Genomic DNA, 25,320 nt, shown 5'->3' on the forward strand with positions numbered 1-25,320 from the left:
GAGTTGAACTGTGCAGATGCGTGACCTCGTCACCCAGGTGGTGGTTGAGCGAGTGAAAGAGTACTTTGCGGATTCACCGGTGGGTACCAGCCCTCTTCCTGCGATCCGTTCCCCTGCTGACGCCGCGGCGCTGGCCGAACTGGAGCGCCGATCCGGTCAGACGCTCGAGGCCGGATACCGAGAGTTCCTGTTGCTTACGGACGGCCTGGAAGGCTTCTCCATGCTGCTGCTCGGCTGCCGCGACTGGGAGCCTGGCGGGATGGGTGAGGCCGCTGAGGAATTCCGGGAGACGGTTCTGGACAGCGAGCCGGAGGATGTGGGGGTACCCCTGGGGGCGCCTCTGTTTCCGGTGGCCGTCAACGGCGACCGCAGCCAGGGCATCTTCCTGATCGATACCGCAGGCCCAGCCGAGGAGCGGTTCTGGTGGACCGGCGAAGGAGACAGCTTCTTCTTCACGGGGTTCGCCGACGTCCTCGGCTTCCTGACCGACGCGGGCAGCTATAACCCAAAGGAGTCACTGAGCAGTTGAAGCGTGTGGCAGGGTCGTGGTGACGCAGGCGTGCGAAATGCGGGACGGCCGTTCGCCGGGGAAGCCTGGACCACGCAGCAAACACCGCATGAGACGAGCCGCTGGACCTTGCTCGACGGCCGAGCGACAGCGTTTGTGCGTGGCAGCTCTGACCGGTGAGGTGCGCCCGTCCAGCGAACGGCTCTCGGCGAGCGGGGGGCATGGGTTCGTGAGCCGGCGCGTCGTGTAGGGACCAGCAGGCCCTGTACCTGGTCGATACGGACTGTGCCGACGGGGTCGATACCCGCGAGGACCTCCACGCCTGGCTCGATCATCAGGCCAATCGCGCCGCTCTGCGCACGGTGAAGGGAGTGGGGCCGAAGAGCATCGACTACATAGGCAATCTCGTCGGCCGTTCGCATGTCGCCGTTGACGTACACCTGCGTGCCTTCGCCGTGGATGCTGGTGTTCCGGACCTCCCGTACGCCCAATTGCGCGCCGTGTATGAGGAAGCCGCCGCGCTTCTCGGGCACGACAAAGGCGGGCTGGAGCATGCCGTTTGGCGGCATAAGTCGAAGGCCACGTAGCCACTTGGCGGGCCTGGCCGTTGTAGGTGCGGTTGCAGCAGGCTGATCTGCTCGCCGAGTCCGTGGACCTTTTCTCCGGTTTTCCCCTCCCACCAGTTAGTGAAGATCCTGCGGTGGCACCATCGAGGCCAGGCGGAACTGTCCTGTGGCCGGGGAGCTACCGTGATCCGCGCGTTGGGTCGACTGTTCGATCCGCTATGCGGCTGAAGTCGCGAACGACCCGCCCGTTCCCGGCAGGCAAGGGCTCTTCGGAGCAGTTGAGCCGGGCCCCGTGGACGGGCGTTCAGTCGAGCGGACTGTACGCGCGCGATCCTGTTCGTGTTGCATACCGGGATCCAGTGGGAGTACCTGCCGCAGGAGCTGTGCTTCGGTTCAGGCATGACGTGCTGGCGTCGGCTCGCTGCCTGGAACGAGGCCGGCGTCTGGGACAGACTGCACGTCGTGCTACTGGCCCGGTTGCGAGCGGCGAAACAGCTCGACTGGTCGCGGGCGGTGATCGACTCTTCCCCCGTCCGGGCCGCTCGGCGCGGCCCAAAAACGGTCCCAGCCCGGTCGATCGCGCACGGCCGGGCAGCAAGCACCACATCCTCGTCGACGGGCAGGGCATCCCGCTCGCGGTGTCCCTGACCGGCGGAAACCGCAATGTCATTACCCAGCTGCTGCCCCTGCTCGCCAAGATCCCGTCGGGCCCGGGACTCGTGGGACGACCCCGTCGAAGGCCCGACGTCCTGCTCGGCGACCGCGGCTATGACCACGACAAGTACCGCCGGCTGGTCTGGGCGCAGGGCATCAAACCGGTCATCGCCCGCCGTGGAGTAGCGCACGGCTCCGGCCTTGAAAGCCATCGCTGGGCTGTCGAGCGCACGATTGTCTGGTTCCACGGCTTCCGACGCCTCCGCGTCCGATGGGAATGACGCGACGACATCCACGAAGCCCTCCTCGGCCTTGCGACCTGCCTCATCACCCACCGACACGTCCAACGCCTTTGTTAGGACCTCTAACTGATCGTTTCAAAATGAGATCCGGAGACAGCGAGGGCACATGCGGTGCCGCCGGTTGAGGCGAGGGCCTGTCCGGCCCTGCAGCTCTGACTCAAGCCTGCCCCACCCCCACGGCGGCCAGCAGCCGCACAGACTCGCCCGTCCAGCCTGGCCGCCGTGCATAGTGTGCTCATGGATCGATTCGCGGGTCAGGCCCGCCTCGAATGGTGGGCCAATCACGCGACGTGTCTTGAGAAGTACGACATCACCGTCACTGTCGACGCGGTCGGCGCGTGGCGAGCAACCGGTCGGCATGCCAACGCCCTCGACACGACCCAGCGTGAGGGCTGGGACTTCCTCATGGAGATGGACCCCCATTTCTCCATAGTGTTTACCGGCGAGGACAACGGCGGGATCTTGGTGAGGGTCTTCGAGGCAGAGGATGGAATTCTCACGCTCACGAAGGCGCCGGACTGGGACGGTTCGGGAGGCGTCACCTTCGACCTCCCCTGAGTTCAGCCGCCCAAGGGCAGGAACCAACTTCGCCGACCTGCCACCACCTCCGGCATGTCGCCTATCACTGATCCTTCAGAATGAGGTTCGGAGTCGGCGAAGGCAGATGAGACTGCAGGCCAGTTCGAGGAGACCTTGGTGTAGATCCGCGCGTCGTTCGTAGCGGATGCGGAGTCGCTTGAACTGGTGCAGCCAGGCGAAGGCGCGCTCGACGACCCAGCGCACCTTTCCCAGTCCGGAGCCGTGTGCGACCCCGCGTCGGGCGATCATCGGCTTGATGCCGCGCTTCCACAGCAGACGGCGGTACTTGTCGAAGTCGTAGCCTCGATCGGCATACAGACGACGGGGCTTGCGGCGGGGGCGTCCTCGCCGGCCCCGAATCGCTGGGACGGCGTCCAGCAGCGGCAGCAACTGGGTGACGTCATGTCGATTCCCACCGGTGAGCGTGACAGCAAGCGGTGTGCCGTGGCGGTCGACGATCAGATGGTGTTTGGAGCCGGGACGGCCACGGTCGACAGGCGAGGGACCGACGTGATCCCCCCTTTTAGGGCCCGGACATGTGACCCATCCACGGCGCAGTCGTCCAGGCCCAGAACGTCAGCGCGGCGCAGTTCGGCCAGGAGGGCGGCATGCAGACGCGGCCAGACGCCGGCCTCGGTCCAGTCCCGCAGCCGGCGCCAGGCCGTCACCCCGGAGCAGCCCACGGTCTCGGCCGGGACATCGCGCCAGGCGACACCGGTCCGCAGTACGAACATGACGCCCGCGAGAGCCGCCCGGTCCGGAACCCGAAGTCGACCCGGGTGGCGACGGCGCCGTTCAGGAGCGGACGGCAGCAGCGGAGCCACCCGGTCCCACAGGTCATCCGAACAAGATCAGCACGCACTCGGAACACCCTGCCGACCAAGATCACCCGAGCGCAAGACCCACAGCTCAACTCATTCTGAAACGATCAGTAAGCCCACCACTCCGTAGGCATCTCCCGCACGAGGTAGCTCCACGGATCGTTCCGAAGAGCCGGTGGTGGGTCTTCCTCGTACAGGTGGCGAGAGACCTCCTGGCAGACGAACTGCGTGAGCCCACGGAGGGTCACCCGCAGGTGCTCCCAGCCGTGCGTGTCCTCGACAACTTCCACGAATCGTTCTGGACGACGCGCATCGTCCGTGACGTGTGACAGGGTGTTCCTGCGTGCCCCGAAGCGGCTGAAGTGATTGTTGAGCTGGGAGAAGACTGGCTGTGAGAGCAAGGGCCGCGATTCCACTAGCAGTTCCAGAAGTGCTCGGCCGCCATCCCCGGCCCCCGGTTTCAGTGCCTCTGCGATCCCGTAACCGCGCCAGTAAGTGGACGTCTGCATCATCTCGGGCCACGGCTCGGCCATGCCCTCCAGCGCAAGAACGTGGTTGACGAGCCCGAGGTACGCCGCGACGAGGTTATCGTCGTCAGGCATGCTTGCCGGAGCGACGGGTTCGACCGGTACGTCAGTCGAACTTAGGCTGACGACTGTGCCGAAAGTCCACCCATATATGACCGGGTTGAGGACCGATGGCAGGGGCATCTTGAGGTCGGGGACCTCGCTGATCGCACGCCTAAAGACGTTCGCCCTGAGCGCCGAACTCAGCGTGTTGTCGTCGCCTGTGTTGCGAAGGCCGGCCAGTATCCAGGTAGCCAGGAGGGCATGCTCGGAACTCCCCACCGAGATGTTCCCGACGCCTTCCGCACCGGCCAGTTCCAGCTGCATCGCCCAGTACTCGTCGTAGGCGTCGGCAGCGGTACTCAGCCACGCGGGGGCGTACCCGATCTCGCTCAGCCGCTCTTCGATGTCGTCGTACCACTGCTTGTCCGCGGCAAGCAACCGGTACAACTCCGCCTAGACGAGGGGTGAAAGCGTGCAGCTCATGCCGTCCACAAGACCTGCTCCAATTGGTCCGCCAACCCCACGTCCGGATCGACGTCCCCTTCGAACTCGAGGGCTTCTGCAGGGATCGGGAATCTCGCGATGTCCGCCCTCCGCAAGGACGGAACCGTCATGCCCCGCAAGAACATGCGCCTCCTGGTCTGCCCCTCGCGCCCGTTCAGGAAGTGCGCGAGCGCAGGTCCTTGTGACTGGTCACGCAACCGGAGGACGAAGATGCCCGGATCCGCGACGGCCGGGCGTTGTGCGACGGTGGCGTACGAGTACTCGCCCACGCGGGAGATCAGGAGGTCGCCCGGGGTGATGAGGGTGACGGCGGTGGACTGCGGCGCGGCCCATCGCCGGGTCGGACGGCCCCCCAGGACACTTACGTCCACGACCGGAAGCGTGCCCGGCAGTTCTGTCGGCACCTCGAAGCTGCGGGTTGAGCGGGACGGCTTCATCTCGCGTACGAAGGAACCGAGCGGTTCGCCGTCCTCCAGGAGCTCGGGACGAGGAGTGGCGAGCATGATCCCCCAGTCGTCCCGGAGCCGAAGGTCGGCCGTGACCCACCACGTCGACTCCGACGGCTCCTCCTCGCGATGTGTTTTCGCCTCGATCGAAGCCAGCACTCCGTCGAGCCGCTGGACCTCCACAAGGGGCGGCAGGGGCACGCCCATCTCCAGCAAATCCGGCATCTTCACGGACGCCATGGTGGTACCTGTCGCCAGCGACGCCCGGCGAGCTTGTCCCGCCGGCGAGTTCAACACGGCCCAGATCCACCGGGAAAGCACCGGTTCGAGAGGCCGGAGGGCTATGAACCGGGATGAGAGGAGCGCGCCGTTCAGCTGGTCGTCGACAAGAACGGCCGGCCCGGACGGCGAGGGCGGCACCAGGACATCACCACGCCGAAGGCCGCGCGTCCCGATTGTGAATGCCTTGCCTTGGTACTTGGTGCTCCGGCGCCGAATCGCCCCGGTGCGCGCCACCAGGCCAGCGGGCGCGATGACCGGGGAACCAGCGGTCGCGACACTCCCCGCCCGGACAGTGGTAACTAGTTCCCGCAATGGGACCACCGGCGCCGCTGTCGGCCAAGCGAAGGTGGAACCAACCAGGCGTCCTGGATCCCAGTCGGCCTCGCCCCGCAGGTCAACTGCCAAGAAGCTGCTCATGACCGTCCTGCGGTACGTGGCCGGTCGTCTTCTGCGTCGACGAACTCCAGGACGGCGTTCAGCCCGGGACCTTCCGGGCCGAGTTGCGTCTCCCAGTCCTCACCGAGATGGGTGACCAGCGTCTCCGCGGGCTCAGTGCGGTCGATGACGACGAGAACAGAACGGACACCGGTGCCCGTGATCGCTCCTGCCGGAAGCCCGATAAGAGCGGCTACGTGGAAGTTCTCGGCCAGGAACATCCTGTACGCCGCGTACCGGTCCGCGAAGGTGAACGAGTGAGCGATATTGCAGGACAGCGCGTCCTCCGGGCTTCAGCGCCCGCACACACTTGTCCAGCGCTGCGACATAGCCCTCGGACGTGGTCGATCCGTCCAGGAGAAGGTGGCGGTCGGCCAGGGAGAGACCGACAGGCGGCGCCGTGACAACGACGTCGGCATCCGCGAGGCCCCTCTGGAAGGAGTCGCCCTTCTCGATCACCACGTGCCTCGGCGCGTCCCGACCGATCCCTTCCGCGAGTTCGGCGAGCTGTGCGTCGAACTCGTAGCCGATGAACTCCGCCGCGACGCCTTGCTCCGCAGCATGGTCCAAGGCCGCCCAGAGGAACGATCCGGTTCCGCAGAACGGATCCAAGACGGTGCCAGCCAGATGCTTCTCCACCAGCGCCGAAACGGCGGAGGCAACCACTCGGGGTGAGCTGAACTCTCGGTGTCTGCCACGAGAGGCGAACTCGGTCAACGCGTCCCGCTTCGCGCGCCAGAGTACGTCTGCCCGAACCGGCACGAACCCACCGTCGGGCAGTTCGATACCCGGCCTCCCATTTCGGGAGGACGTCAGGACGTTCCCGGAAGGAAAGTACCGGTCGGCTGAGACCCCGGAGTTGCGGAGACGGTCCGCCTCGAACCACAGACGTTGCACCAGGAGGGAGGTAGCCAGCGACCGGTCGGTGACCAAGCCTTGCGAGCCGTGCTCGGGCAGAGTCGGGCCGTCGACCGGCTGCAAGGAACGGACACCACGGTCGGCCTTGAACCACTGCCCATTGATCACCGCGTAGTGCTCGAGCGTACCCAGCAGGTCCCGGCTGCCCGCCAGGGAGGGAAGGACGAGCTCGGGCTGCCTGAGTTTCTTGTACTCGACAACCGCCCACGGCACGAGTTCCCCGTCGGCATTCGACGCCCACGCCAGTACATCCGGCCGAAGGTTCGACAAGTTTTCAAGCCGCGGCTCTACCTGCAGAATCGTGTAGCCGACGGCACGCATCGCGGCACGAACCTCGGCGATGTCGGACCTGTGATTCGGCATGGGGCTCCCGTCCCTTCTGCCGCCTTCCGCAACAAGGCAGCCCGGCAGGCTATCGCGTCTGATCATGCCCTGCCAACGGAGGCGCGACGGGTACGGAGGCCGGTCCGCGCCTTCGACTCGGGCAGCGGTGTCGAGGCTGGGGCGCGACTGGCCCGTGCGGCCCCGGAGACACGAAGTGACACTGGCGTTGACCTGCACCCTTCCGTCCGGTACATGGTTCACGCGGTGGAACTCGGCTGGACGGCCCGGGCGGGGTGGTGTGCTCAGTAGGTCGACCGTCCGCGTCAGTCGCTGGAAGAAGAGGGCGTCGATCGCCAAGCCGATTCGGACCTTGTCAAGCGTCACACGAGTGCAGGCTTCGGCCGTGCCCGCTTGCTGTCGAAACGACCTCAGGCAGCGGAGGGGTGGTGCGCGATCAGTCCCCGCGCGAGATGTTCGGCAACTTCCTCGGCTCCGGCCTGCAGGGCCGCCAGGGTGACGGACTCGTCGGGTTCGGTACGCAGGGCGAACGACCTGCCGAAACCGGCGAGACTGGCTGTGCGCCGTGACTGACGTGGGTCGAAGGTATCGATGCTGGTCATTGCGGGCTCCGACACGCCAGCAGTCACCACGATGCAGTCCTGCCTGATGATGTTCAACGCAATGGTGAACCTGAGCAGTTCGGCGATCTGCTTGGGCAGGGCGTTGGAATCGAGGATCGGCCCCATACTGTCCTGGGGAAGCAAGGCCCGGGTGGAGAGCTGGCCCGTCTTGTACAGGCGGACCTCTACGAGCTGGCCCGGGCGGGGCGTGTCCCACGTAAGGGGGCGGCTGGCAGGGACGGAGACGGCCATATGGCCCTGCGGCCGGGAAGAGTTTAGGGGGACATCGTCTTCGACCATACCGGTCGCGCGTATACGGCCCGTCAGCGATTGGCCGAGCGCCTCCAGTTCCCTGGCTGAGTAACCAGCAGAGTCCAGCGGTAGGACGTGCAGCTCCAAAAGGGTGGTCACGCCGGCGGTCTGCAGACCGCCTGTGCCCTCCTCAAGGGTCCAGTGCAGGGCGGGTGGCTGGGCCAGCTTGGCGAAGGCCAGGGGGGACGGGCCCGACTCCAGCTCCCGGATCTTCCCGGCGACCTTAGGGAGAAGATCCGCGGCCGTGCGGAAGCTGTCGCGGAATACCCCGGTGGCGTACGCCTCCACTACGCGTACGAACGCGTGCTGATTGGGCTCGAAGGTCACGTCCAGCTTGCGATAGACGAGGCGGGGCATACCTGCTTGCTGGGCTGCTACCCACTCGTCATGGGTTGCTGACTGCCCCGTCTCGGGGAACACGTGGCCGTAGTTCGGGCCTAGGAGGAAGAGGCACGCGTCGGCGGTCGACAGAGCTTTCAGGCAGGCTTCCCGGCTCGGCGTGGTCTGAGCTGAGAAGTCCTCGAACCGGACAGGGGTGTGACCGAGAGCGCGGACCAGCCCGTCAAGGGCGTCACGCTCCTCCTCCAGACCCTTGCGGGCGCTACTGATGAAGATCCTCACGTTACGGTGTCTCCACTGCTGAGGGTTCTGCTGTGAGGCGAACTGGGTGGCTGGTGCCGGCATTCAACTGGGGGTTTGATGGCCGAGACGTCGGAAGAGGCGATACGCGCCTATTGGAAGGAGCACCGAGAACAACTGCGGCAGTGTGAGACCCAGCGCTCCACATTGACGAACCTCCTGCTCATCGTCACGGCAGCCCTGAGCGGTCTGATCGTCCAGCAGAAGTTCACGCTGAACGTTCTGCCTTTGTGCCTCTTCGTCGCGACGACTGGAGTCTACGGGGCTGTGGCGGTGGCCAAGTACTACGAGCGGGCCTCCTACCACCTCACCCAGGCACGGGCGTTGTCCCGAGACCTGGCGGACCGGGGCGTGCTGGGGTCCGATGAAGGGCTCGCCCGGGCACGCGCGGCGCACTACCGCGCGTTTCCCCGGCTGCACCGGCTTCGGCTTCACCGCCTGTGGGTAGGGCTGCACCTCGCTATAGCCCTCTACGGGCTCGCCCTCCTTCTCGTCTGTGTGATTGTCGCCTGACGACTCAGGGAGAAGGAGCACAACACACGTGCGGCGCTCTGGTGCGGTCAACTGCCGCCTGAGCAGTAGTTGTCGCACTGCCTGCCTGGACCCCGTGATCCGCTCTGGTTCTTCGCGGCACCGCCAGGTTGTCTCCACAGCACTCCCTTGCTCTGAATGAGCTGCCCCGAGTTTCGTAGCGTCCGATCTTGATTGGTTCAGGCGGACTGCGGGATTTGCTCCTGGCTCCGCCAGAAGGCTTCTTCGTCCGCTCCCACGACCGGCCATGCGCAATCCGTCGCGGCTGTGCTTCTCCAGCGGTTCAGCTCCACCCAGCGAGCGTGGCGCGCACCTCGCCCGTCGGCTCTTGCTGCACCAGCTCGACGCATGGGGCGTGCCGCACGGTAGCGAGGCATCTGACACCGCCGCGCTGCTCGTCGCGGAAGTCGCTGCCAACGCCGCCCCGCACGGCCGCCTTCCGGCCGGTACATCGAGGTCGCCGCCGAGGTCCTCGGCCGGACCCTCTTCCCGCGCGTTACCCCTGCCCTACGTGCTGATTCGGCGCAGGGCGAGGAGCGTCGCGTCGTCGGTGCGGGTCGTCCAGGCGGGCCGCGAGGTGGTCGACGTAGTCCTGGAGTCCGGCGTGGCCGGCGCCTGGGGCGGCTTCCCGGAAACAGGTTGCGCAGCTACGAGAAGGCGGCGCGTGTCATGGTCCGGGTCGGCCGGACGACGTTCGATCAGGGCGGTCCGAGCACTTCAGGACGAGGTCACCGATATCCTGCGGCGTGGCGATGGCGGTGCAGGTCGCGCCGGGGCAGGACACCCAGAGAGAGCCCGGGCCCGCCGCCGTGGGTCGGTAGCTGGGTGGCGTGACCATCGTGCATCAGGAGGGGGCGCGATCTCCCGTGCAGGCCCAGCGAAGCAGCGCGCATGCCCGCGCTGAAAATCCTGCCTGAACAGGTGGTGCCTCGTCGAGGCATGTGAGGGGGCGGTACGTGTGCCGGTCACCCGAATCGTCGGCCGGCCGGACGGAACCGGCGTCGGCGACGCCTTCCCTCACGGCTTTCCGGTCGTCTCCAAGCCCCGCACCGACCTCGAGTCCCGCGGTGTCACCGTCGTCGAGAACCGAGCCAGCCTCGCCCGGCTCCCGTTCGTCGCCGAACTCGCCGTCCTCTACGGCATCCCCGGACGGGGCTTCGCCCCGCCCCTTTCCCACAACGAGAGCCTGGGCGTCGTCCGAATCGCGGTGACCGACCTTCACCTCGCCCGGTTGGCGCGACCGGCTCCCGATCCGGACGAGGGCGGAGGCCGCAGAGTGCTCCTCGTTGACGCGCTCGCCGCTGACTGGCGCCTGCGTGACCACTCCCGGCCCGGGAAGACGGTCCGGGCGGAGTGCGCAACGGCTCCCCGTTTCATCGGGCCCGTCGGGGCCAGCAGGTATGGCGTTCGGTCGACCGGACGGTCGGCCCCGAAGATCCGCCCAGGGCATTACTGACATGGGCGGAGCGGTATTAGGGTTGCTCTCCGAGCGGTGCCCTGACCGCTTTCGAGGGGGAAACGGTCGTCGCCCAGGGCATCGGGGGTGAGGGGAGCCGCCGTGCAGGCGCTGTACGCCGTCAGTTTCGACATCCGGTCCGCCCAGGAGCAGCCGGGCCGCGTCTACGAGAGCCTTCGCGGCCATCTCGCCGACTGGCTCGGCCACCACGGACGCGTACCGGCACCTTCGGTGGCCGAACTCGACCGGGATGGCCGGGCGGTGCTCGTCGGCAAGTTTCCCGGCCATGGTGACCGCACAGTGAGCTGGACCGTGGCGGGCGACGAACTCACCCGCGCGCTGCGCATGACCATCCATCAGCCGCTGTCTACTGGACCGGCCCAGTTCGTCACCCGGGTCACGGTCTCCGAGTGGGAGGAAGGCGGTGGCGGGCTCAGGATCGTCATGGGCAGGGAGATCCCCGACGGTTGGATAGCACCGGTGCAGGATCCACAGCTCAAGCGCCCGAACCTGCTGCGGGCGGTGCTCGGCGACCAGGAGCTCGAAGTGCGGGTGCTGAGCCAGCTCGCCACGGGGCGGTACGAGAGGATCCGGGAGGAGAGCCATGCTGACGTACTCCTTGATGTCCTGGCGCTGCGCACGCGGCTCCCCATTCTCCTGATACATCCCAGGGACCAGGCGGGATGGAGCGCGGCGGCCGACGCTTCGGGCCAACTCGCTGGCCTGGCCCAGGTGGTGACCCTGAACTACGTGACTGCACAAGCCGTCCGGCGAACCCACGAGCAGTTGGCCGTACCCAGCGGTGGCGCCCGGCTGGTCTGGCCCGACCTCGGCTTGGAACACCCCTCGTACTCGCGTGAGGAGGTGTCCCAGACGTCCTTCGTGGAACGGCGATTGATGCTGTCGCTCGCCCATCTTTCTGTCATCGCCCGTGGCAGTGACACGGCGTGGGAACGTGCGCGGCAGGCTTCGTACCGCGCGGGAGCCCGTAGGGCGGCGGAGCAGTTGTCGCGCGCCCAAGCCGCCGGAGACACGACCGCCGAGCTCGAAGCCCTGCAGAAACGTGTCCGGCAGCTCGAAGAGGACGCCACGTCCTGGGAGGACATGGCACAGAGCTGCATGGAGGAACGCGACAAGGCGCGAGACGATGCCGCCACCGCTGAGGCCCTGCGTCAGGACCGGGACTACTGGAAGAACGAGTACTTGGGCCTGTCGAAGGGCGGGAGCGGGCGGGCGGCCACATTCGATGCCTGGAGCGAGATCCCTTCTTTGGGATCGGATGCCGTGCTCACTTTCGAAGCTCTCGCCAAGGCGTCGGAGGAGCACATCGTGTTCACGGCGAAAGCGGCACGCGCCTGGAAGGACTCCCGCTACCCGTACCCCCAGGAGATGACCGACCGGCTGACCGCCCTCGCGCAGGCTGCGATGGACCTGTACTCCAATTCCGGCAAGATGCCCAGGCTGGCCCAGTGGTTCTACGACAACCACGGACTGAAATTCGCGCCCAACGACGAGAAACTTAGCAAGGACAAGGACAAGCGTTATTTCACGTTCAACGGGAAGCGCTGGGACGGATTGCCGCACATCAAGGTACGGGACGCCGTCTCGCCCAACGAGGTCGGACGCATCTACTTCGCCCTCGACTCCGAGGAGAAGCGGTTCATCGTGAACCATGTGGGACTGCACCTGTAGTCGGCCCTGGCCGGCACTTTGGCGGCCTGTTCACCGACTGTCGGCTGTGACGCTCGTTTGACGCTCCAGGTACCCACACGCAGGATGGCGAGCTGAGAAATGGTGTCTGACCTGGGCTTTTCCGTGACTCGCCCAGGCCAACGTCTTTTCGATACTCATCACGTGAAGAGCGCGGTGCACGGAAGCCCTTGCTCCTGGTTCAAAGTCCCAGAAAAGTCCCAGGGACTCCGTCACACCCCACCTTGACTCGCATTTGTGCAGGTCAGAAGGGGTGTGACGGTGCCATTCTTGCGGGCTTTCAGATGTCCCGGAAGATCTCGATCTGCGCGCCCACCGAGTTCAGCCGCTCCGCCAGCTCCTCGTAACCCCGGTTGATCACATACACGTTGCGCAGCACCGACGTGCCCTCGGCCGCCATCATCGCCAGCAGCACCACCACCGCCGGCCGCAGTGCGGGCGGGCACATCATCTCGGCGGCGCGCCAGCGGGTGGGGCCCTCGACCAGGACGCGGTGCGGGTCCAGGAGCTGGAGCCTGCCGCCGAGGCGGTTGAGGTCGGTGAGGTAGATCGCGCGGTTGTCGTAGACCCAGTCGTGGATCAGGGTCTTGCCGTGCGCGGCAGCGGCGATCGCCGCGAAGAACGGCACGTTGTCGATGTTCAGCCCGGGGAAGGGCATCGGGTGGATCTTGTCGATCGGCGCCTCCAGCTTGGAAGGGCGGACCGTCAGGTCCACCAGCCGGGTGCGGCCGTTGTCGGCGGCGTACTCCGCCGTACGGTCGCAGTCGACGCCCATCTCCTCCAGGACCGCAAGCTCGATCTCCAGGAACTCGATCGGGACCCGGCGGATCGTCAGCTCGGACTCGGTGACCACCGCGGCGGCCAGCAGGCTCATCGCCTCGACCGGGTCCTCGGAGGGGGAGTAGTCGACGTCCACGTCGATCTCCGGCACACCGTGCACGGTGAGGGTCGTCGTCCCGACCCCGTCGACCCGTACGCCGAGCGCCTCCAGGAAGAAGCACAGGTCCTGGACCATGTAGTTGGAGGACGCGTTGCGGATGACCGTCGTGCCGTCGTGCCGCGCGGCGGCCAGCAGCGCGTTCTCGGTCACCGTGTCGCCGCGCTCGGTCAGCACGATCGGGCGGTCCGGCCGGACCTCGTGGTCGACCTGCGCGTGGTACAGCCCGTCGGTCGCCGCGATCTCCAGGCCGAAGCGGCGCAGCGCGATCATGTGCGGCTCGATCGTGCGCGTGCCGAGGTCGCAGCCGCCGGCGTACGGCAGGGTGAAGCGGTCCTCGCGGTGCAGCAGCGGGCCGAGGAACATGATGATGGAGCGGGTGCGGCGCGCGGCGTCCGCGTCGATGGCCTCCAGCTCCAGCCGCTCGGGCGGCAGGATCTCCAGGTCGACGCCGTCGTTGATCCAGCGGGTGCGCACACCGATGGAGTTGAGGACCTCCAGCAGCCGGAAGACCTCCTCGATGCGGGCCACCCGGCGCAGCACGGTGCGGCCCTTGTTGAGCAGGGACCCGCAGAGCAGCGCGACGCAGGCGTTCTTGCTCGTCTTCACGTCGATGGAGCCCGAGAGCCGGCGGCCGCCGACCACACGCAGATGCATGGGTCCGGCGTAGCCGAGCGACACGATCTCGCTGTCGAGGGCCTCGCCGATACGGGCGATCATCTCAAGGCTGATGTTCTGGTTGCCACGTTCGATGCGGTTGACGGCGCTCTGGCTCGTGGCCAGCGCCTCGGCGAGCTGACTCTGTGTCCAGCCACGGTGCTGACGGGCGTCACGGATGAGCTTGCCGATACGGGCGAGGTAGTCGTCTTCCATGTCTGCACGCTATCTCAGATATGAGATGACGCTCGTGCCGGGGGTGTGGGGTTCGGGTGACGGTCGGGTGCCGGACCGCGGGCGGGCGCCTGATTGAAGGGTCAGCCGCGCCCGGCGGCCCGGCGTGCGGAGCTCCGCCGAACGGGTGAGTCAGCTGCGACGGCTGCGCTTGGTGGTCCTGCGCCAGCCGAAGGGGCCGGGCAGGTCCATCGACGTGGTGCGTCGGCCGGTGCTGCTCGTGGTCCGCCTCGGCCCGTGCCGTCCGCCGGAGGTGACGGACCACGAGCGGCGGTTGATGTTCAGCCGGACGCCCGGAAGGATCTGGAAGCTCTTACGGAAGGTGAGCGGCATTCTGTGCCTCCTCTGTCAGGAGTACGCCTGTCCCGAAGCCGCCGGGTCATGCGTGCCGGCCCGTGATCCGGGGCGTCGGTGTCCCGCCGGGCCCGGCCCCCGCAGGGCGTTGGCCAAGGGGGCTGTCACGCGCCATCCGGTCGCCTCGTACAGCGCCCGCCCCTCCGCCGACGAGGCCAGCAGTCCGACCGTCGCGCCCTGTTCGGCGGCCGCGTCGGTGAGCGCGCGCATGATCAGGCGGCCCAGGCCGCGGCGCCGGTGGGCGAGGTGGGTCTCGACCTTGTCGACGACGGCGGTGGCGCCGGTGACGGCCGTCTGGCCCCGCGCGGCCTGCGTGCCGTCGGCCGCGCACACCCGGGCGTGGGTCACGCCGTCGCGGGTCCAGGTGCGGAGCCGGTAGCCGTCGGGGAGGAGGGGCGGGAGGGCCGGGGTGCGGGCGGAGTGGAGCGGGGCCGACATCAGGTGGCCCGGTTCGCCGGAGAGGGACCAGCCCGGTGCGATCCACGGCGCGAGCGCCTCCGCCCGTACGAACGCCTTCAGCCGGACACCGGGCCTGGTCGTGCCCGCGGTGACCTCGCGTACGGTCGCGGCGTCGGCGGTGGTCAGGACGTGGCTCACGGCGTGCCGGGGAGGGCCCGTGGTCACGGTGAAGCCCCAGGGCGCGGGGTCCGGCTCGGCCGCTCCCCGCGAGAGGGCCCAGCCGTGGACCCATGCCCGTACGGCCTCGGAGGTGGTGGTGAAGTGCACGGCGCCTTCCCGGACGGGGGTGGATCGGCGTCGAAATCTACCGGTCCCGCCGCGCGCGTCATCGCGGACCGGCGCGGGACACGGACGCCCGGGCATGACCGCGCGGCGGCGATGTACTAGAGTTATCTCGACATCGAGATATCTGCCGAGGCGCACCGCAGCCGCCGCTCGGTAAGGGTTACCTAACTAATCCTTACCTTAGCGGATGGTGGGGGCCGCAGGCGGCGCCGGCCGCACATGAGGCGCGGCGCGGTTGAACGCGCACATTGAAGAAGGAGACTGTCGTGTCGGCGAACAGCTTCGACGCCCGCAGCACGCTGCAGGTGGGCGACGAGTCGTACGAGATCTTCAGGCTGGACAAGGTCGAGGGCTCCGCGCGCCTCCCTTACAGCCTGAAGGTGCTGCTGGAGAACCTGCTCCGCACCGAGGACGGCGCGAACATCACCGCCGACCACATCCGGGCGCTGGGCGGATGGGACTCCCAGGCCCAGCCCAGCCAGGAGATCCAGTTCACGCCGGCTCGCGTGATCATGCAGGACTTCACGGGCGTCCCCTGTGTCGTCGACCTCGCCACCATGCGTGAGGCCGTCAAGGAGCTCGGCGGCGACCCGGCGAAGATCAACCCGCTGGCCCCGGCCGAGCTGGTCATCGACCACTCCGTCATCGCCGACAAGTTCGGCACCAACGAGGCGTTCGCCCAGAACGTCGAGCTGGAGTACGGCCGCAACAAGGAGCGCTACCAGTTCCTGCGCTGGGGCCAGACCGCCTTCGACGAGTTCAAGGTCGTCCCCCCGGGCACCGGCATCGTCCACCAGGTCAACATCGAGCACCTGGCCCGCACGGTCATGGTCCGGGGTGGCCAGGCGTACCCCGACACCCTCGTCGGCACCGACTCGCACACCACCATGGTCAACGGCCTGGGTGTGCTGGGCTGGGGCGTCGGCGGCATCGAGGCCGAGGCCGCGATGCTCGGCCAGCCGGTCTCCATGCTCATCCCGCGCGTCGTCGGCTTCAAGCTGACCGGCGAGCTCCCGGCCGGCACCACCGCCACCGACCTCGTGCTGACCATCACCGAGATGCTCCGCAAGCACGGCGTCGTCGGTAAGTTCGTCGAGTTCTACGGTGAGGGCGTCGCCGCCACCTCCCTCGCCAACCGCGCCACCATCGGCAACATGTCGCCGGAGTTCGGCTCCACCGCCGCGATCTTCCCGATCGACGACGAGACGCTGAAGTACCTCCGCCTGACCGGCCGTGACGCGCAGCAGGTCGCGCTCGTCGAGGCGTACGCCAAGGAGCAGGGCCTCTGGCTCGACCCGGCCGCCGAGCCGGACTTCTCCGAGAAGCTGGAGCTCGACCTCTCCACGGTCGTCCCCTCCATCGCCGGCCCGAAGCGCCCGCAGGACCGCATCGTCCTCGCCAACGCCAAGGCGCAGTTCGCCCAGGACGTCCGCAACTACGTCGCGGACGACGAGGAGGCGGGCAAGGAGTCCTTCCCGGCCTCCGACGCCCCGGCCTCCTCCAACGGCGTCCCGACGAACCCGGTCACCGTGACCGCCCCCGACGGCACGACGTACGAGCTGGACCACGGCGCCGTCACCGTCGCCGCGATCACCTCCTGCACCAACACCTCGAACCCGTACGTCATGGTCGCCGCGGCGCTCGTGGCGAAGAAGGCCGTCGAGAAGGGCCTGACCCGCAAGCCGTGGGTCAAGACCACCCTCGCCCCGGGTTCCAAGGTCGTCACCGACTACTTCGACAAGGCGGGCCTGACCCCGTACCTCGACAAGGTCGGCTTCAACCTCGTCGGCTACGGCTGCACCACCTGCATCGGCAACTCCGGCCCGCTGCCGGACGAGGTCTCCAAGGCGGTCAACGACCACGACCTGGCCGTCACCTCGGTGCTCTCCGGCAACCGTAACTTCGAGGGCCGGATCAACCCCGACGTCAAGATGAACTACCTGGCGTCCCCGCCGCTGGTCGTCGCGTACGCCCTCGCCGGTTCGATGAAGGTCGACATCACCAAGGACGCCCTCGGCGTCGACCAGGACGGCAAGCCCGTCCACCTCGAGGACATCTGGCCGACCGAGGCCGAGGTCAACGACGTCGTGGCGAACGCCATCGGCGAGGACATGTTCAACAAGTCCTACCAGGACGTCTTCGCGGGCGACGCCCAGTGGCAGGCGCTCTCGATCCCGACCGGTAACACCTTCGAGTGGGACTCCGAGTCCACCTACGTGCGCAAGCCCCCGTACTTCGAGGGCATGACGATGGAGACGTCCCCGGTCGAGGACATCACCGGCGCCCGTGTCCTCGCCAAGCTGGGCGACTCGGTCACCACCGACCACATCTCCCCGGCCGGTGCGATCAAGGCAGACACCCCGGCCGGCAAGTACCTCACGGAGCACGGCATCGAGCGCCGTGACTTCAACTCCTACGGCTCGCGCCGTGGCAACCACGAGGTCATGATCCGCGGCACGTTCGCCAACATCCGCCTGCGCAACCAGATCGCGCCGGGCACCGAGGGCGGCTACACCCGCGACTTCACCCAGGGCGACGGCCCGGTGTCGTTCATCTACGACGCCTCGCAGAACTACCAGGCCGCGGGCACCCCGCTCGTCATCCTGGCGGGCAAGGAGTACGGCTCCGGCTCGTCCCGTGACTGGGCGGCCAAGGGCACCGCGCTCCTGGGCGTCAAGGCCGTCATCGCCGAGTCCTACGAGCGCATCCACCGCTCGAACCTCATCGGCATGGGCGTCCTCCCGCTCCAGTTCCCCGAGGGCCACACCGCCGAGTCCCTCGGCCTGACCGGTGAGGAGACCTTCTCCTTCGCCGGCGTGACCGAGCTGAACAACGGCACCACGCCGCGCACCGTCAAGGTCACCACCGACACCGGTGTGGAGTTCGACGGCGTCGTCCGCATCGACACCCCCGGCGAGGCGGACTACTACCGCAACGGCGGCATCCTGCAGTACGTGCTCCGCAGCCTCATCCGCAAGTAGAGGCACCGCGAAGTGAGCGAGGGCCGCACCCCGGTGGGTGCGGCCCTCTCCCGTTAGGCTCGAAGGTCTGATGAAGAACACCCTCACCTCGCCGGCGGCCAAGGCCGGACACGAGTCCGTGCGCCGTCACAACCTCAGCCTGGTCCTGCGGACCGTCCGCGCGGAGGGGGAGGTCACCCGGGCACGGGTGGCGAGCCTCGTGGGACTCACCAGGGCCGCCGTGTCCTCACTCGTCGAGGAGCTGCTCGCGCTGGACTGCCTCAGCGAGTCCGGCAAGACCTCCAGCGGATCGGCCGGACGCCCCGGCACCGTACTGAAGCTCTCCAGGACCGGCCCGGCGGGGCTCGGTGTGGAGATCAACATCGATTACGTCTCCGTGTGCGCCGTCGACCTCACCGGCACCGACCGCGTCCGGGTCACCGAGCACACCGACCACCGGGACGTCCCGCCCGCCGAGGTCCTGGCCCACGCCGCCCGGCTCACCAACCGTGTCATCGCCTCCACGCGGGAGCAGGAGCTGCGGGTGGTCGGCGTCGAGCTGGCGCTGCCCGGCCTCGTCTCCGGCGGCGTCGTCCGGCAGGCACCCAACCTCGGCTGGAGCAGGGTCGCCGCCGAGGGCATCTTCGGGCAGGCGCTCAGCACACTGCGCCCGGCCGGACGGGCGCTCGCCGTCGGCTCCGACAACGAGGCCAATCTGGCCGCCCTCGCCGAGCTGTGGTTCGGCGGACTCGGCGGCGTACGCACCTTCCTCTATCTCACCGGTGAGATCGGCGTCGGCGGCGCGCTCGTGGTGAACGGCGAGATGCTGCGCGGCGCCCACGGTTTCGCCGGGGAGATCGGCCATGTCGTCGTCGACCCGAAGGGCCCCCTCTGCCGGTGCGGCGCGCACGGCTGCCTGGAGCAGTACGCCGGCCGGGCCGCCCTGCTGCGCGCGGCCGGGATGGACCCGGACACCGGCGTACGCGGGATCGCCGAGCTGGAACAGCGCGCTGCGGCCGGCCAGAAGAAGGCCCTCGGGGCGCTGCGCGAGGCGGGGGACAGGCTGGGCGTGGTGCTGGCCGGCGCGGTGAACCTCTTCGACCCCGAGGCCGTCGTCCTCGGCGGGATCTACCGCGGCCTCATGCCGTGGCTGGAGGAGTCCGCGGACGCCCAGCTCACCGCGCGGGTGGTGTCCGGCCGCTGGCACGAGAACGGCAGCCGGCTGCGGGCCTCCTCCGTCTCCGGCGACGCGGCGCGGGGCGCGGCGGCCCGGGTGGTGCACGAGGTGCTGGAGAACCCGGCGGCGTACGCCCTGCGATGAGGGCGTACGCCGGTGCGGAGGCCGCGGCTCAGCCGAGCTGGCGGCGGTCCTCCTCGGTCCACTTGGCGGTGTCGCGCGGTTCCACGTACGGCTCCTCGGCCTCGGGGTGGCCGCCGTCGATGGCCCGCTGCCGGGCCATCTCCGCGTCGAATTCGAGGCCGAGCAGGATCGCCAGGTTGGTGATCCACAGCCACACCAGGAAGATGATCACGCCCGCGAGGGCGCCGTACGTCTTGTTGTACGAGGAGAAGTGCGACACGTACAGCGCGAAGCCGGCCGAGGCGACCATCCAGAGCAGCAGCGCGAGGAAGCTGCCGGGGGTCACCCACTTGAAGCCCCGGCCCCGGGCGTTGGGCGCGGCCCAGTACAGCAGCGCGATCATGATGATGACGAGCAGGACCAGGACCGGCCACTTCGCGATCGACCAGGCCGTCAGGGCGGGGCCGCCGACACCGAGGGCGGAGCCGGCCTTCTGGGCGACGGGGCCGGTGAACACCACGATCAGGGCGCTGACGACCGCCAGCACCATCAGGGTCACCGTCAGCGCCAGGCGCAGCGGCAGCACCTTCCACGCCGGCCGGCCCTCGGGCATGTCGTAGACGACGTTGGAGGAGCGGATGAACGCCGCGATGTAGCCGGAGGCCGACCACAGCGCCAGCAGCAGACCGACCACGGCCATCAGCGACCCGGTGCCGCCGTTGCCCTGCAACTGCTCCACGGCGCCGGAGAGGATGTCCCGGACCGGCCCTGGCGCGAGTTTCTGGAGGTTGTCCATCACCTGCCGGGTGGCGGACTCGCCCGCGATGCCGAGCAGGGACACCAGGACGAGCAGGGCGGGGAAGAGCGAGAGGACGCTGTAGTAGGTCAGGGCGGCGGCCCGGTCGGCGAGCTCGTCGTCGGTGAACTCACCCACCGTGCGCTTGAGTACCGCCCACCACGACCTCCTGGGCATCGAGGCCGGCCCGTCGGGTGCGTCGCGCTCCACCTCCGGGTCCGGACCGACGTGGCCGCCGTGGGTGTGCTGAGCCTGTGGTTCCGGTGTTCGTGCCATGGGTGTCCGGTTACCGCCCAGGCCGGACGGAAACCGGTCGCGCCGGATTCGCCCGGGCACGGTCCGCCGGTCACCGGTGACCCGTACGGGCCCGGGGAGACGCACAGGGGCCTGAGGGAGACGCACAGGGGCCCGGGGCAGCTGTTGTCCGGCCGTCCCGGGCCCGCGAGCCTTATCCGTGCCGGTCAGGCCTTGTGCGCCGCGATCAGCTGCTGATACCAGCGGTAGCTGTCCTTCGGGGTGCGCTCCAGGGTGTCGTAGTCGACCCGGATGATCCCGAACCGCTTCGCATAGCCCAGCGCCCACTCGAAGTTGTCCAGCAGTGACCACACGTAGTACCCGCGTACGTCGACACCCGCGTCCATGGCCGCGCGCAGGGCCGTCAGATGCGTGCGCAGGTACTCCACCCGGTCCGCGTCGTGGACGGAACCGTCCGCCTCGACGCTGTCGAACTCCGCCGAGCCGTTCTCCGTGATGTGCACGGGCGGCAGGGCGTCGCCGTACGTCTGCTTGAGCACGGTCAGCAGATCGGTGAAGGACTCCGGGACGACGGGCCAGCCCATCGCCGTCGTGCGGACGTCCGGGTAGGTGCCCTCCGCGTACCGGTTGTCCGTGGCGACACGCAGCGCCGGGTCCGCCTCGCGGTGCGGGGCGGCGCCGACGACGATCGGCCGGTAGTAGTTGATGCCCAGGAAGTCCATGGGCCGGGAGATCAGCTCCAGGTCGCCCTCGCGGCGGAAGTCCTGGCCGGTGATCAGCTCACCCCAGGTCTCCTCCTCGGTGGCCGGGTAACGGCCGGCGAGGAGCGGCTCGGTCCACACCAGGTTGTGCTGGGTGTCCGCGCGGACGACCGCGGCGAGGTCGGCGTCCGACTCGGTGGCCGGGACGTTGCGGTCCAGGTTGAGCGTGATGCCCGCCTCGCGGACGCCCGCCGCGCGCAGCGCGTTCATCGCGTGGCCGTGGCCGACGAGCAGGTGGTGGGCGGCGGCCAGCGCGCCGCGGCCCTCCCGGGCGCCCGGCGCGTGCCGGCCGACCGAGTAGCCGAGGAACGCGCTGCACCAGGGCTCGTTGAGGGTGATCCAGCGCGGCACGCGGTCGCCCAGGTGCTCGGCGACGATCGCCGTGTACTCGCCGAAGCGCTCGGCGGTCTCGCGGACCCGCCAGCCGCCCTTGTCCTCCAGGGCCTGCGGCAGGTCCCAGTGGTAGAGGGTGGCGGCCGGCTCGATGCCCGCCTCCAGCAGCGAGTCCACGAGCCGGGAGTAGAAGTCCAGCCCCTTGGGGTTCACCGCCCCGCTGCCCGTCGGCTGGATCCGGGACCAGGCGATCGAGAAGCGGTACGACTCCACGCCCAGGTCACGCAGGAGCGCCACGTCCTCCGGGTAGCGGTGGTAGTGGTCGCAGGCGACGTCACCGGTGTCGCCGCCGTCCGTGCGGCCGGGCGTATGGCTGTAGGTGTCCCAGATGGACGGGCCGCGGCCGTCTTCCTCCACGGCGCCCTCGATCTGGTACGAGGCCGTGGCCGCGCCGAAGACGAATCCGGGCGGGAAGACCGGGAAGTCACTCATGGAAACCCTCACTTGACCGAGCCGCCGGTGATCCCGGCGGCGATGTACTTCTGGGACAGGACGAGGAGGACCGCGGCGGGCACGGCCGAGAGCACGGACGCGGCCATGACCGAGCCCCAGTCACCGACGTGCGCGCCGATGTACTGGTAGATGCCCAGGGTGATCGGCTTGACGTCGTCCGTCGTGTTCAGCGTGAGCGCGAACATGAAGTCGCTCCACGCGTACAGGAAGGAGAACAGCCCCGCGGTGATCAGCGAGTTGCGGCTCATCGGCAGGACGACCTGGACGAACGTACGGATGCGGCCCGCGCCGTCGACCTCGGCGGCCTCGATGACCTCACGGGGGATCGACACCATGAACGAGCGCATCAGCACGATCGCGAAGGGGATGCCCAGCGAGGCGTCCGCCAGCATCAGACCGAAGTAGGAGTTGACCAGGCCGAGGTCCACGTACGCGCTGTACAGGGCGTTGGCGATGACGATGCCCGGCACCATCTGGGTGATGAGCGTGCCGAAGACGATCGTCCTGCCGCCGCGCAGGTTGAACTGCGCCAGGCCGTACGCCGCCGGTGCGGAGATCGCCAGGCAGATCGCCACGGCGCCCAGCGCCACCGCCAGCGAGGTCAGCAGGTTGGTGCCCTGGTCGGTGAGGGCCGAGGTGAAGCCGGAGAAGTCGATGCCCGTCGGCACCGGGCCCACGTCGACCAGGCTCGCGTCCGGCTGGAGGGCGGTGTTGATCATCCAGTACAGCGGGAACAGCATGACCGCGAGGACGACGAGGCCGAACACGGTCGCACCCCAGCGGCGCCCGGGCCGGTGGACGGCGGCGGGAGCCGGGGCGGCGGGGATCTGGGTGGTGGTCGCCATGCCGGTCACTTCCCCTCGTTGCGGTTGACCCGCAGGTAGAACACCGCGAAGACGGCGGAGATCAGGATCAGGATGTTGCCGACCACGGCACCGGCCCCGAAGTCCATCTGGACGAAGGAGTTCTGGTACGTGAGCGTGCCGAGCGTCTGTGTGGAGTCGGCGGGGCCGCCGTCGGTGAGGGCGAGGACCAGGTCGAGGATCTTGACCGTCGACATGAAGCCGAGCACCAGCACCACGGTGATGACGGGCTTGAGCATGGGCAGGGTGACCGAGCGGAACGTACGCCAGGCGGACGCGCCGTCGAGCGCGGCTGCCTCGCTCAGCTCCTTGGGGACCTCCTGGAGGCCGCCGTAGAGGATCACCATGTTGAACGGGATGCCGATCCAGATGTTCACCAGGATCACCGAGATCAGCGCCATGCTCGTGCTCGTCAGCCACGGGGTGTCGCCGGGGAGGCCGACGGTGCCCAGGAAGGAGTTGAGGACCCCGGTGTCCTGGTCGAAGATGCGCCGCCACACGATGCCGGAGACCACCATCGGGACCAGCCACGGCAGCAGGATCAGCGAGCGCAGGATCCCGTTCAGCGGGAAGCGGCGGGTGAAGAAGACGGCGAGGGCCAGACCGATGCAGAACTGGCCGACGAGCGAGCCGACGGTGAAGAGGATCGTCTGCCAGAGGGCCTTGCCGAACAGCCCGTCGCCGAAGACGTTGCTCCAGTTGTCGAAGCCGTTGAAGGGCGCCTCACCGGTGAAGAACGTGGACGGTGAGTAGTCCTGGAAGCTCATCACGATGTTGCGGACGAGCGGGTAGCCGAAGAACAGCGCCATGAAGATCACGGCGGGGGCGATGAACCCCCACTGGGCGAGCGACTTGCGCCGCCTGGCGCTTTGCGGGTTCACCGGCCTGCCGGCCGTACCGGCCGCGGGGGCCTTCGTCCCGGCGGGCGGCGCGGCGGCCGGGGCTGTGGTGGATGACATGGTTCGTTACCTCAGTTCCCGCTCGTGACCTGCTGCTGGGCACGCTTCAGAGCGGCCTCGCTGGACTCGCCGGTGAGCGCGGACTGGAAGGCGCTCTGCAGGGCCAGCGACACGGACGACCAGCGCGCGCCGACCTTCGCGGTACGGGAACGGGCCGTGGCGACCTGGTCGGCGAGCGCCGCCAGCTCGGGGGTCTTCTTCCGCCAGATGTCGGCCGCCTTGGTGTTGGCGGGGACCATCCAGCTGTTGATGGCGTAGGAGATCTCCTCCTGCTCACCCGACATACAGCCGATGATCTTCGCGGCCGTCTTCTCACGCTCGGTGTCACCGGTGTTGGGCACCGTCAGCACACCGCCGCCCAGCGGCCCGACCGAGTCGTCGCCCGCCTTCGGGACCGGGATCTCGGCGATGCCCCAGTCGAGGCCCTTCTTGGAGTTCAGGGTCTCGACCTGCCACGGGCCGTTGATCATCATGGCCGCGTTGCCGGCCATGAACTGGTCGTTCACGTCGGCCTGCGTCCAGTTGACCGTGGACTTGGAGAGCGAACCGTCCTTCAGGAGCGCCTTCCAGTAGTCCAGGGCCCCGGCCACCTCGGGGGTGTCGAGCTTCGCCTCGTCGCCGCCGTTGGACCACATGAACGGGGTGAACTGGAAGACGCCGTCCTCCGCGCCGCCCGCGCTGAGCGCCAGTCCGTACCGCTTGCCCTGGGTCAGCTTCTTCGCCGTCGACTGCATCTCGGCCCAGGTGGTGGGCACCTCGAGACCGGCCTTGTCGAGGGTGTCCTTGTTGTAGAACAGCGCCAGGGTGTTCACCGTGCGCGCGGCCCCGTAGTACGTCCCGTCGAACGAGCCGAAGTCGACGATCCCGTCGGGGATGTCCGTCGTGGTGAGCCCGAGGTCCTTCAGCGGGATCAGCCCGCCGGCCTCGGCGAAGGTCGGCATCTCGGAGGCGTCCAGCTGGAGCACGTCCGGCAGCGACTTCGAGGAGGCCATGCGCAGCGCCTTCGTCATCAGCTGCGAGGCCGGAACGCTCTGCTGCTCGATGGTGACCCCGAGCTCCTTGCTGCAGCGCTCCAGGGTGTCACCGTCCCAGCGGTGGTACGACTCGTCGGTCGAGGAGTTCATGACGGTGTAGACGTCCTCGTCCCGCTGCTGCCCGCACCCCGACAGAACGGTGCCGGCGACGATCGCGGAGACGACGGTGAGGGGGACGACGATCCGCCTGGTGCGACGGCTGCGGCGTCCGGTCCGCCCGTCCGGGGAAGGTTCTGTCACGGTGGTGCCCTTGCGGTGAGAGGGTGGCCGGGCCCATGGGAACGCTCCCACGGGATGTTCGTCAAGCCCCTGCGCGGATCCGGCGGAGTCACGGCGGGACGTTCCCGGGCTGCCCGGCGGTGGTGGTGTGACCGTCGGGGAGCCCGGGGGTGGGGTCAGCGGACGCCGATGAGGTGTTCCATGGCGAGCTGGTCGAGGGCTTCG

At 68.4% G+C, this 25,320-nt stretch carries 21 protein-coding genes and 2 pseudogenes; 10 read left to right on the forward strand and 13 right to left on the reverse strand.

Translation table 11 applies throughout. From position 1 onward, the window contains the following. Positions 1–10: 10 nt before the first annotated feature. The 4 genes and pseudogenes from JKV81_RS05495 (at position 11) to JKV81_RS05510 (ending at position 2,588) form a co-directional block, all read left to right on the forward strand. Entirely contained in the window at positions 11–529 is a 519-nt protein-coding gene (locus tag JKV81_RS05495; RefSeq protein ID WP_014153388.1) for a hypothetical protein, read from the forward strand. Between the two features lie 350 nt (positions 530–879). Continuing rightward, positions 880–1,095, forward strand: coding sequence for a hypothetical protein (locus JKV81_RS05500; protein WP_236055383.1), 216 nt, complete (start codon positions 880–882; stop codon positions 1,093–1,095). A 190-nt stretch (positions 1,096–1,285) separates the two neighbouring features. Further along, positions 1,286–2,087 (forward strand): annotated as a pseudogene (locus JKV81_RS05505) (IS5 family transposase). A gap of 180 nt (positions 2,088–2,267) precedes the next feature. Beyond that, complete coding sequence (locus JKV81_RS05510) at positions 2,268–2,588, forward strand: hypothetical protein (protein ID WP_014153387.1); 321 nt, start codon at positions 2,268–2,270, stop codon at positions 2,586–2,588. Positions 2,589–2,663: 75 nt separating this feature from the next. Here the strand turns inward: JKV81_RS05510 and JKV81_RS05515 are convergent. From JKV81_RS05515 to JKV81_RS05535, 5 genes are all read right to left on the reverse strand, one after another. Then, positions 2,664–3,445, reverse strand: a protein-coding gene (locus JKV81_RS05515) for an IS5 family transposase (RefSeq protein ID WP_372444073.1) whose coding sequence is annotated in 2 segments (ribosomal slippage) — positions 2,664–3,133 and positions 3,133–3,445 — 783 coding nt in all. Because the reading frame shifts where the segments join, the coding sequence is not laid out codon by codon here. A gap of 92 nt (positions 3,446–3,537) precedes the next feature. Then, the gene (locus tag JKV81_RS05520; protein WP_014153386.1) at positions 3,538–4,437 is read right to left on the reverse strand and encodes a hypothetical protein; all 900 of its coding nucleotides are present in this window, start codon (positions 4,435–4,437) and stop codon (positions 3,538–3,540) included. A 41-nt stretch (positions 4,438–4,478) separates the two neighbouring features. Continuing rightward, positions 4,479–5,648, reverse strand: coding sequence for a restriction endonuclease subunit S (locus tag JKV81_RS05525; protein ID WP_158687101.1), 1,170 nt, complete (start codon positions 5,646–5,648; stop codon positions 4,479–4,481). A 132-nt stretch (positions 5,649–5,780) separates the two neighbouring features. Next, a complete protein-coding gene (locus JKV81_RS05530) occupies positions 5,781–6,947 on the reverse strand; it encodes an N-6 DNA methylase (RefSeq protein WP_202075034.1) in 1,167 nt (388 codons plus the stop codon). 389 nt (positions 6,948–7,336) lie between these two features. Further along, positions 7,337–8,461, reverse strand: coding sequence for a DUF4062 domain-containing protein (locus JKV81_RS05535; protein ID WP_202075035.1), 1,125 nt, complete (start codon positions 8,459–8,461; stop codon positions 7,337–7,339). Positions 8,462–8,539: 78 nt separating this feature from the next. Between JKV81_RS05535 and JKV81_RS05540 the strand changes: the two genes are divergently transcribed. From JKV81_RS05540 to JKV81_RS05550, 4 genes and pseudogenes are all read left to right on the forward strand, one after another. Further along, a complete protein-coding gene (locus JKV81_RS05540; protein WP_014153382.1) occupies positions 8,540–8,992 on the forward strand; it encodes a hypothetical protein in 453 nt (150 codons plus the stop codon). A 285-nt stretch (positions 8,993–9,277) separates the two neighbouring features. Next, positions 9,278–9,452 (forward strand): annotated as a pseudogene (locus JKV81_RS36085) (ATP-binding protein); the annotation flags it as partial. Between the two features lie 516 nt (positions 9,453–9,968). Further along, positions 9,969–10,466 (forward strand): ATP-binding protein, encoded by a 498-nt coding sequence (locus JKV81_RS05545; RefSeq protein ID WP_014153381.1) that lies wholly within the window; start codon positions 9,969–9,971, stop codon positions 10,464–10,466. A gap of 102 nt (positions 10,467–10,568) precedes the next feature. After that, a complete protein-coding gene (locus JKV81_RS05550) occupies positions 10,569–12,158 on the forward strand; it encodes a hypothetical protein (RefSeq protein WP_014153380.1) in 1,590 nt (529 codons plus the stop codon). A gap of 298 nt (positions 12,159–12,456) precedes the next feature. On the opposite strand, the gene JKV81_RS05555 is transcribed toward JKV81_RS05550, so the two are convergent. From JKV81_RS05555 to JKV81_RS05565, 3 genes are all read right to left on the reverse strand, one after another. Further along, positions 12,457–13,986, reverse strand: coding sequence for a helix-turn-helix domain-containing protein (locus tag JKV81_RS05555; RefSeq protein WP_099176720.1), 1,530 nt, complete (start codon positions 13,984–13,986; stop codon positions 12,457–12,459). Positions 13,987–14,136: 150 nt separating this feature from the next. Further along, entirely contained in the window at positions 14,137–14,337 is a 201-nt protein-coding gene (locus JKV81_RS05560) for a DUF4236 domain-containing protein (protein WP_124275325.1), read from the reverse strand. Between the two features lie 15 nt (positions 14,338–14,352). Continuing rightward, positions 14,353–15,084 carry a GNAT family N-acetyltransferase gene (locus tag JKV81_RS05565; protein ID WP_129266105.1) on the reverse strand — a complete coding sequence of 244 codons (732 nt, stop codon included), beginning with the start codon at positions 15,082–15,084 and terminating at the stop codon, positions 14,353–14,355. 284 nt (positions 15,085–15,368) lie between these two features. On the opposite strand from JKV81_RS05565, the gene acnA reads away from it, so the two are divergent. Together acnA and JKV81_RS05575 are read left to right on the forward strand one after the other, a co-directional pair. Beyond that, positions 15,369–18,083 carry an aconitate hydratase AcnA gene (acnA, locus tag JKV81_RS05570; RefSeq protein ID WP_124275327.1) on the forward strand — a complete coding sequence of 905 codons (2,715 nt, stop codon included), beginning with the start codon at positions 15,369–15,371 and terminating at the stop codon, positions 18,081–18,083. A gap of 70 nt (positions 18,084–18,153) precedes the next feature. Then, the gene (locus JKV81_RS05575) at positions 18,154–19,383 is read left to right on the forward strand and encodes an ROK family protein (RefSeq protein ID WP_129266106.1); all 1,230 of its coding nucleotides are present in this window, start codon (positions 18,154–18,156) and stop codon (positions 19,381–19,383) included. Between the two features lie 28 nt (positions 19,384–19,411). Here JKV81_RS05575 and JKV81_RS05580 read toward each other — a convergent pair whose 3' ends face one another. The 5 genes from JKV81_RS05580 to JKV81_RS05600 form a co-directional block, all read right to left on the reverse strand. Then, entirely contained in the window at positions 19,412–20,434 is a 1,023-nt protein-coding gene (locus tag JKV81_RS05580; RefSeq protein ID WP_124275329.1) for a YihY/virulence factor BrkB family protein, read from the reverse strand. 185 nt (positions 20,435–20,619) lie between these two features. After that, the gene (locus tag JKV81_RS05585; protein ID WP_129266107.1) at positions 20,620–21,999 is read right to left on the reverse strand and encodes a GH1 family beta-glucosidase; all 1,380 of its coding nucleotides are present in this window, start codon (positions 21,997–21,999) and stop codon (positions 20,620–20,622) included. An 8-nt stretch (positions 22,000–22,007) separates the two neighbouring features. Beyond that, positions 22,008–22,865, reverse strand: a complete 858-nt coding sequence (locus tag JKV81_RS05590) for a carbohydrate ABC transporter permease (protein ID WP_129266108.1) — start codon at positions 22,863–22,865, stop codon at positions 22,008–22,010. 5 nt (positions 22,866–22,870) lie between these two features. Continuing rightward, positions 22,871–23,842 carry a carbohydrate ABC transporter permease gene (locus tag JKV81_RS05595; protein ID WP_129266109.1) on the reverse strand — a complete coding sequence of 324 codons (972 nt, stop codon included), beginning with the start codon at positions 23,840–23,842 and terminating at the stop codon, positions 22,871–22,873. An 11-nt stretch (positions 23,843–23,853) separates the two neighbouring features. Further along, complete coding sequence (locus tag JKV81_RS05600; protein WP_129266110.1) at positions 23,854–25,116, reverse strand: ABC transporter substrate-binding protein; 1,263 nt, start codon at positions 25,114–25,116, stop codon at positions 23,854–23,856. Positions 25,117–25,320 lie beyond the last annotated feature (204 nt).

This window comes from Streptomyces silvae, assembly GCF_016745505.1.
Taxonomy (GTDB): domain Bacteria; phylum Actinomycetota; class Actinomycetes; order Streptomycetales; family Streptomycetaceae; genus Streptomyces; species Streptomyces silvae.

Bases quoted from the DNA above. Each gene is read 5' to 3' on its own strand.
- JKV81_RS05510 (WP_014153387.1), top strand. From the start codon at position 2,268: ATGGATCGATTCGCGGGTCAGGCCCGCCTCGAATGGTGGGCCAATCAC.
- JKV81_RS05525 (WP_158687101.1), bottom strand. From the start codon at position 5,648: ATGAGCAGCTTCTTGGCAGTTGACCTGCGGGGCGAGGCCGACTGGGAT.
- JKV81_RS05530 (WP_202075034.1), bottom strand. From the start codon at position 6,947: ATGCCGAATCACAGGTCCGACATCGCCGAGGTTCGTGCCGCGATGCGT.
- JKV81_RS05540 (WP_014153382.1), top strand. From the start codon at position 8,540: ATGGCCGAGACGTCGGAAGAGGCGATACGCGCCTATTGGAAGGAGCAC.
- JKV81_RS05555 (WP_099176720.1), bottom strand. From the start codon at position 13,986: ATGGAAGACGACTACCTCGCCCGTATCGGCAAGCTCATCCGTGACGCC.
- JKV81_RS05560 (WP_124275325.1), bottom strand. From the start codon at position 14,337: ATGCCGCTCACCTTCCGTAAGAGCTTCCAGATCCTTCCGGGCGTCCGG.
- JKV81_RS05575 (WP_129266106.1), top strand. From the start codon at position 18,154: ATGAAGAACACCCTCACCTCGCCGGCGGCCAAGGCCGGACACGAGTCC.
- JKV81_RS05580 (WP_124275329.1), bottom strand. From the start codon at position 20,434: ATGGCACGAACACCGGAACCACAGGCTCAGCACACCCACGGCGGCCAC.
- JKV81_RS05585 (WP_129266107.1), bottom strand. From the start codon at position 21,999: ATGAGTGACTTCCCGGTCTTCCCGCCCGGATTCGTCTTCGGCGCGGCC.
- JKV81_RS05590 (WP_129266108.1), bottom strand. From the start codon at position 22,865: ATGGCGACCACCACCCAGATCCCCGCCGCCCCGGCTCCCGCCGCCGTC.
- JKV81_RS05595 (WP_129266109.1), bottom strand. From the start codon at position 23,842: ATGTCATCCACCACAGCCCCGGCCGCCGCGCCGCCCGCCGGGACGAAG.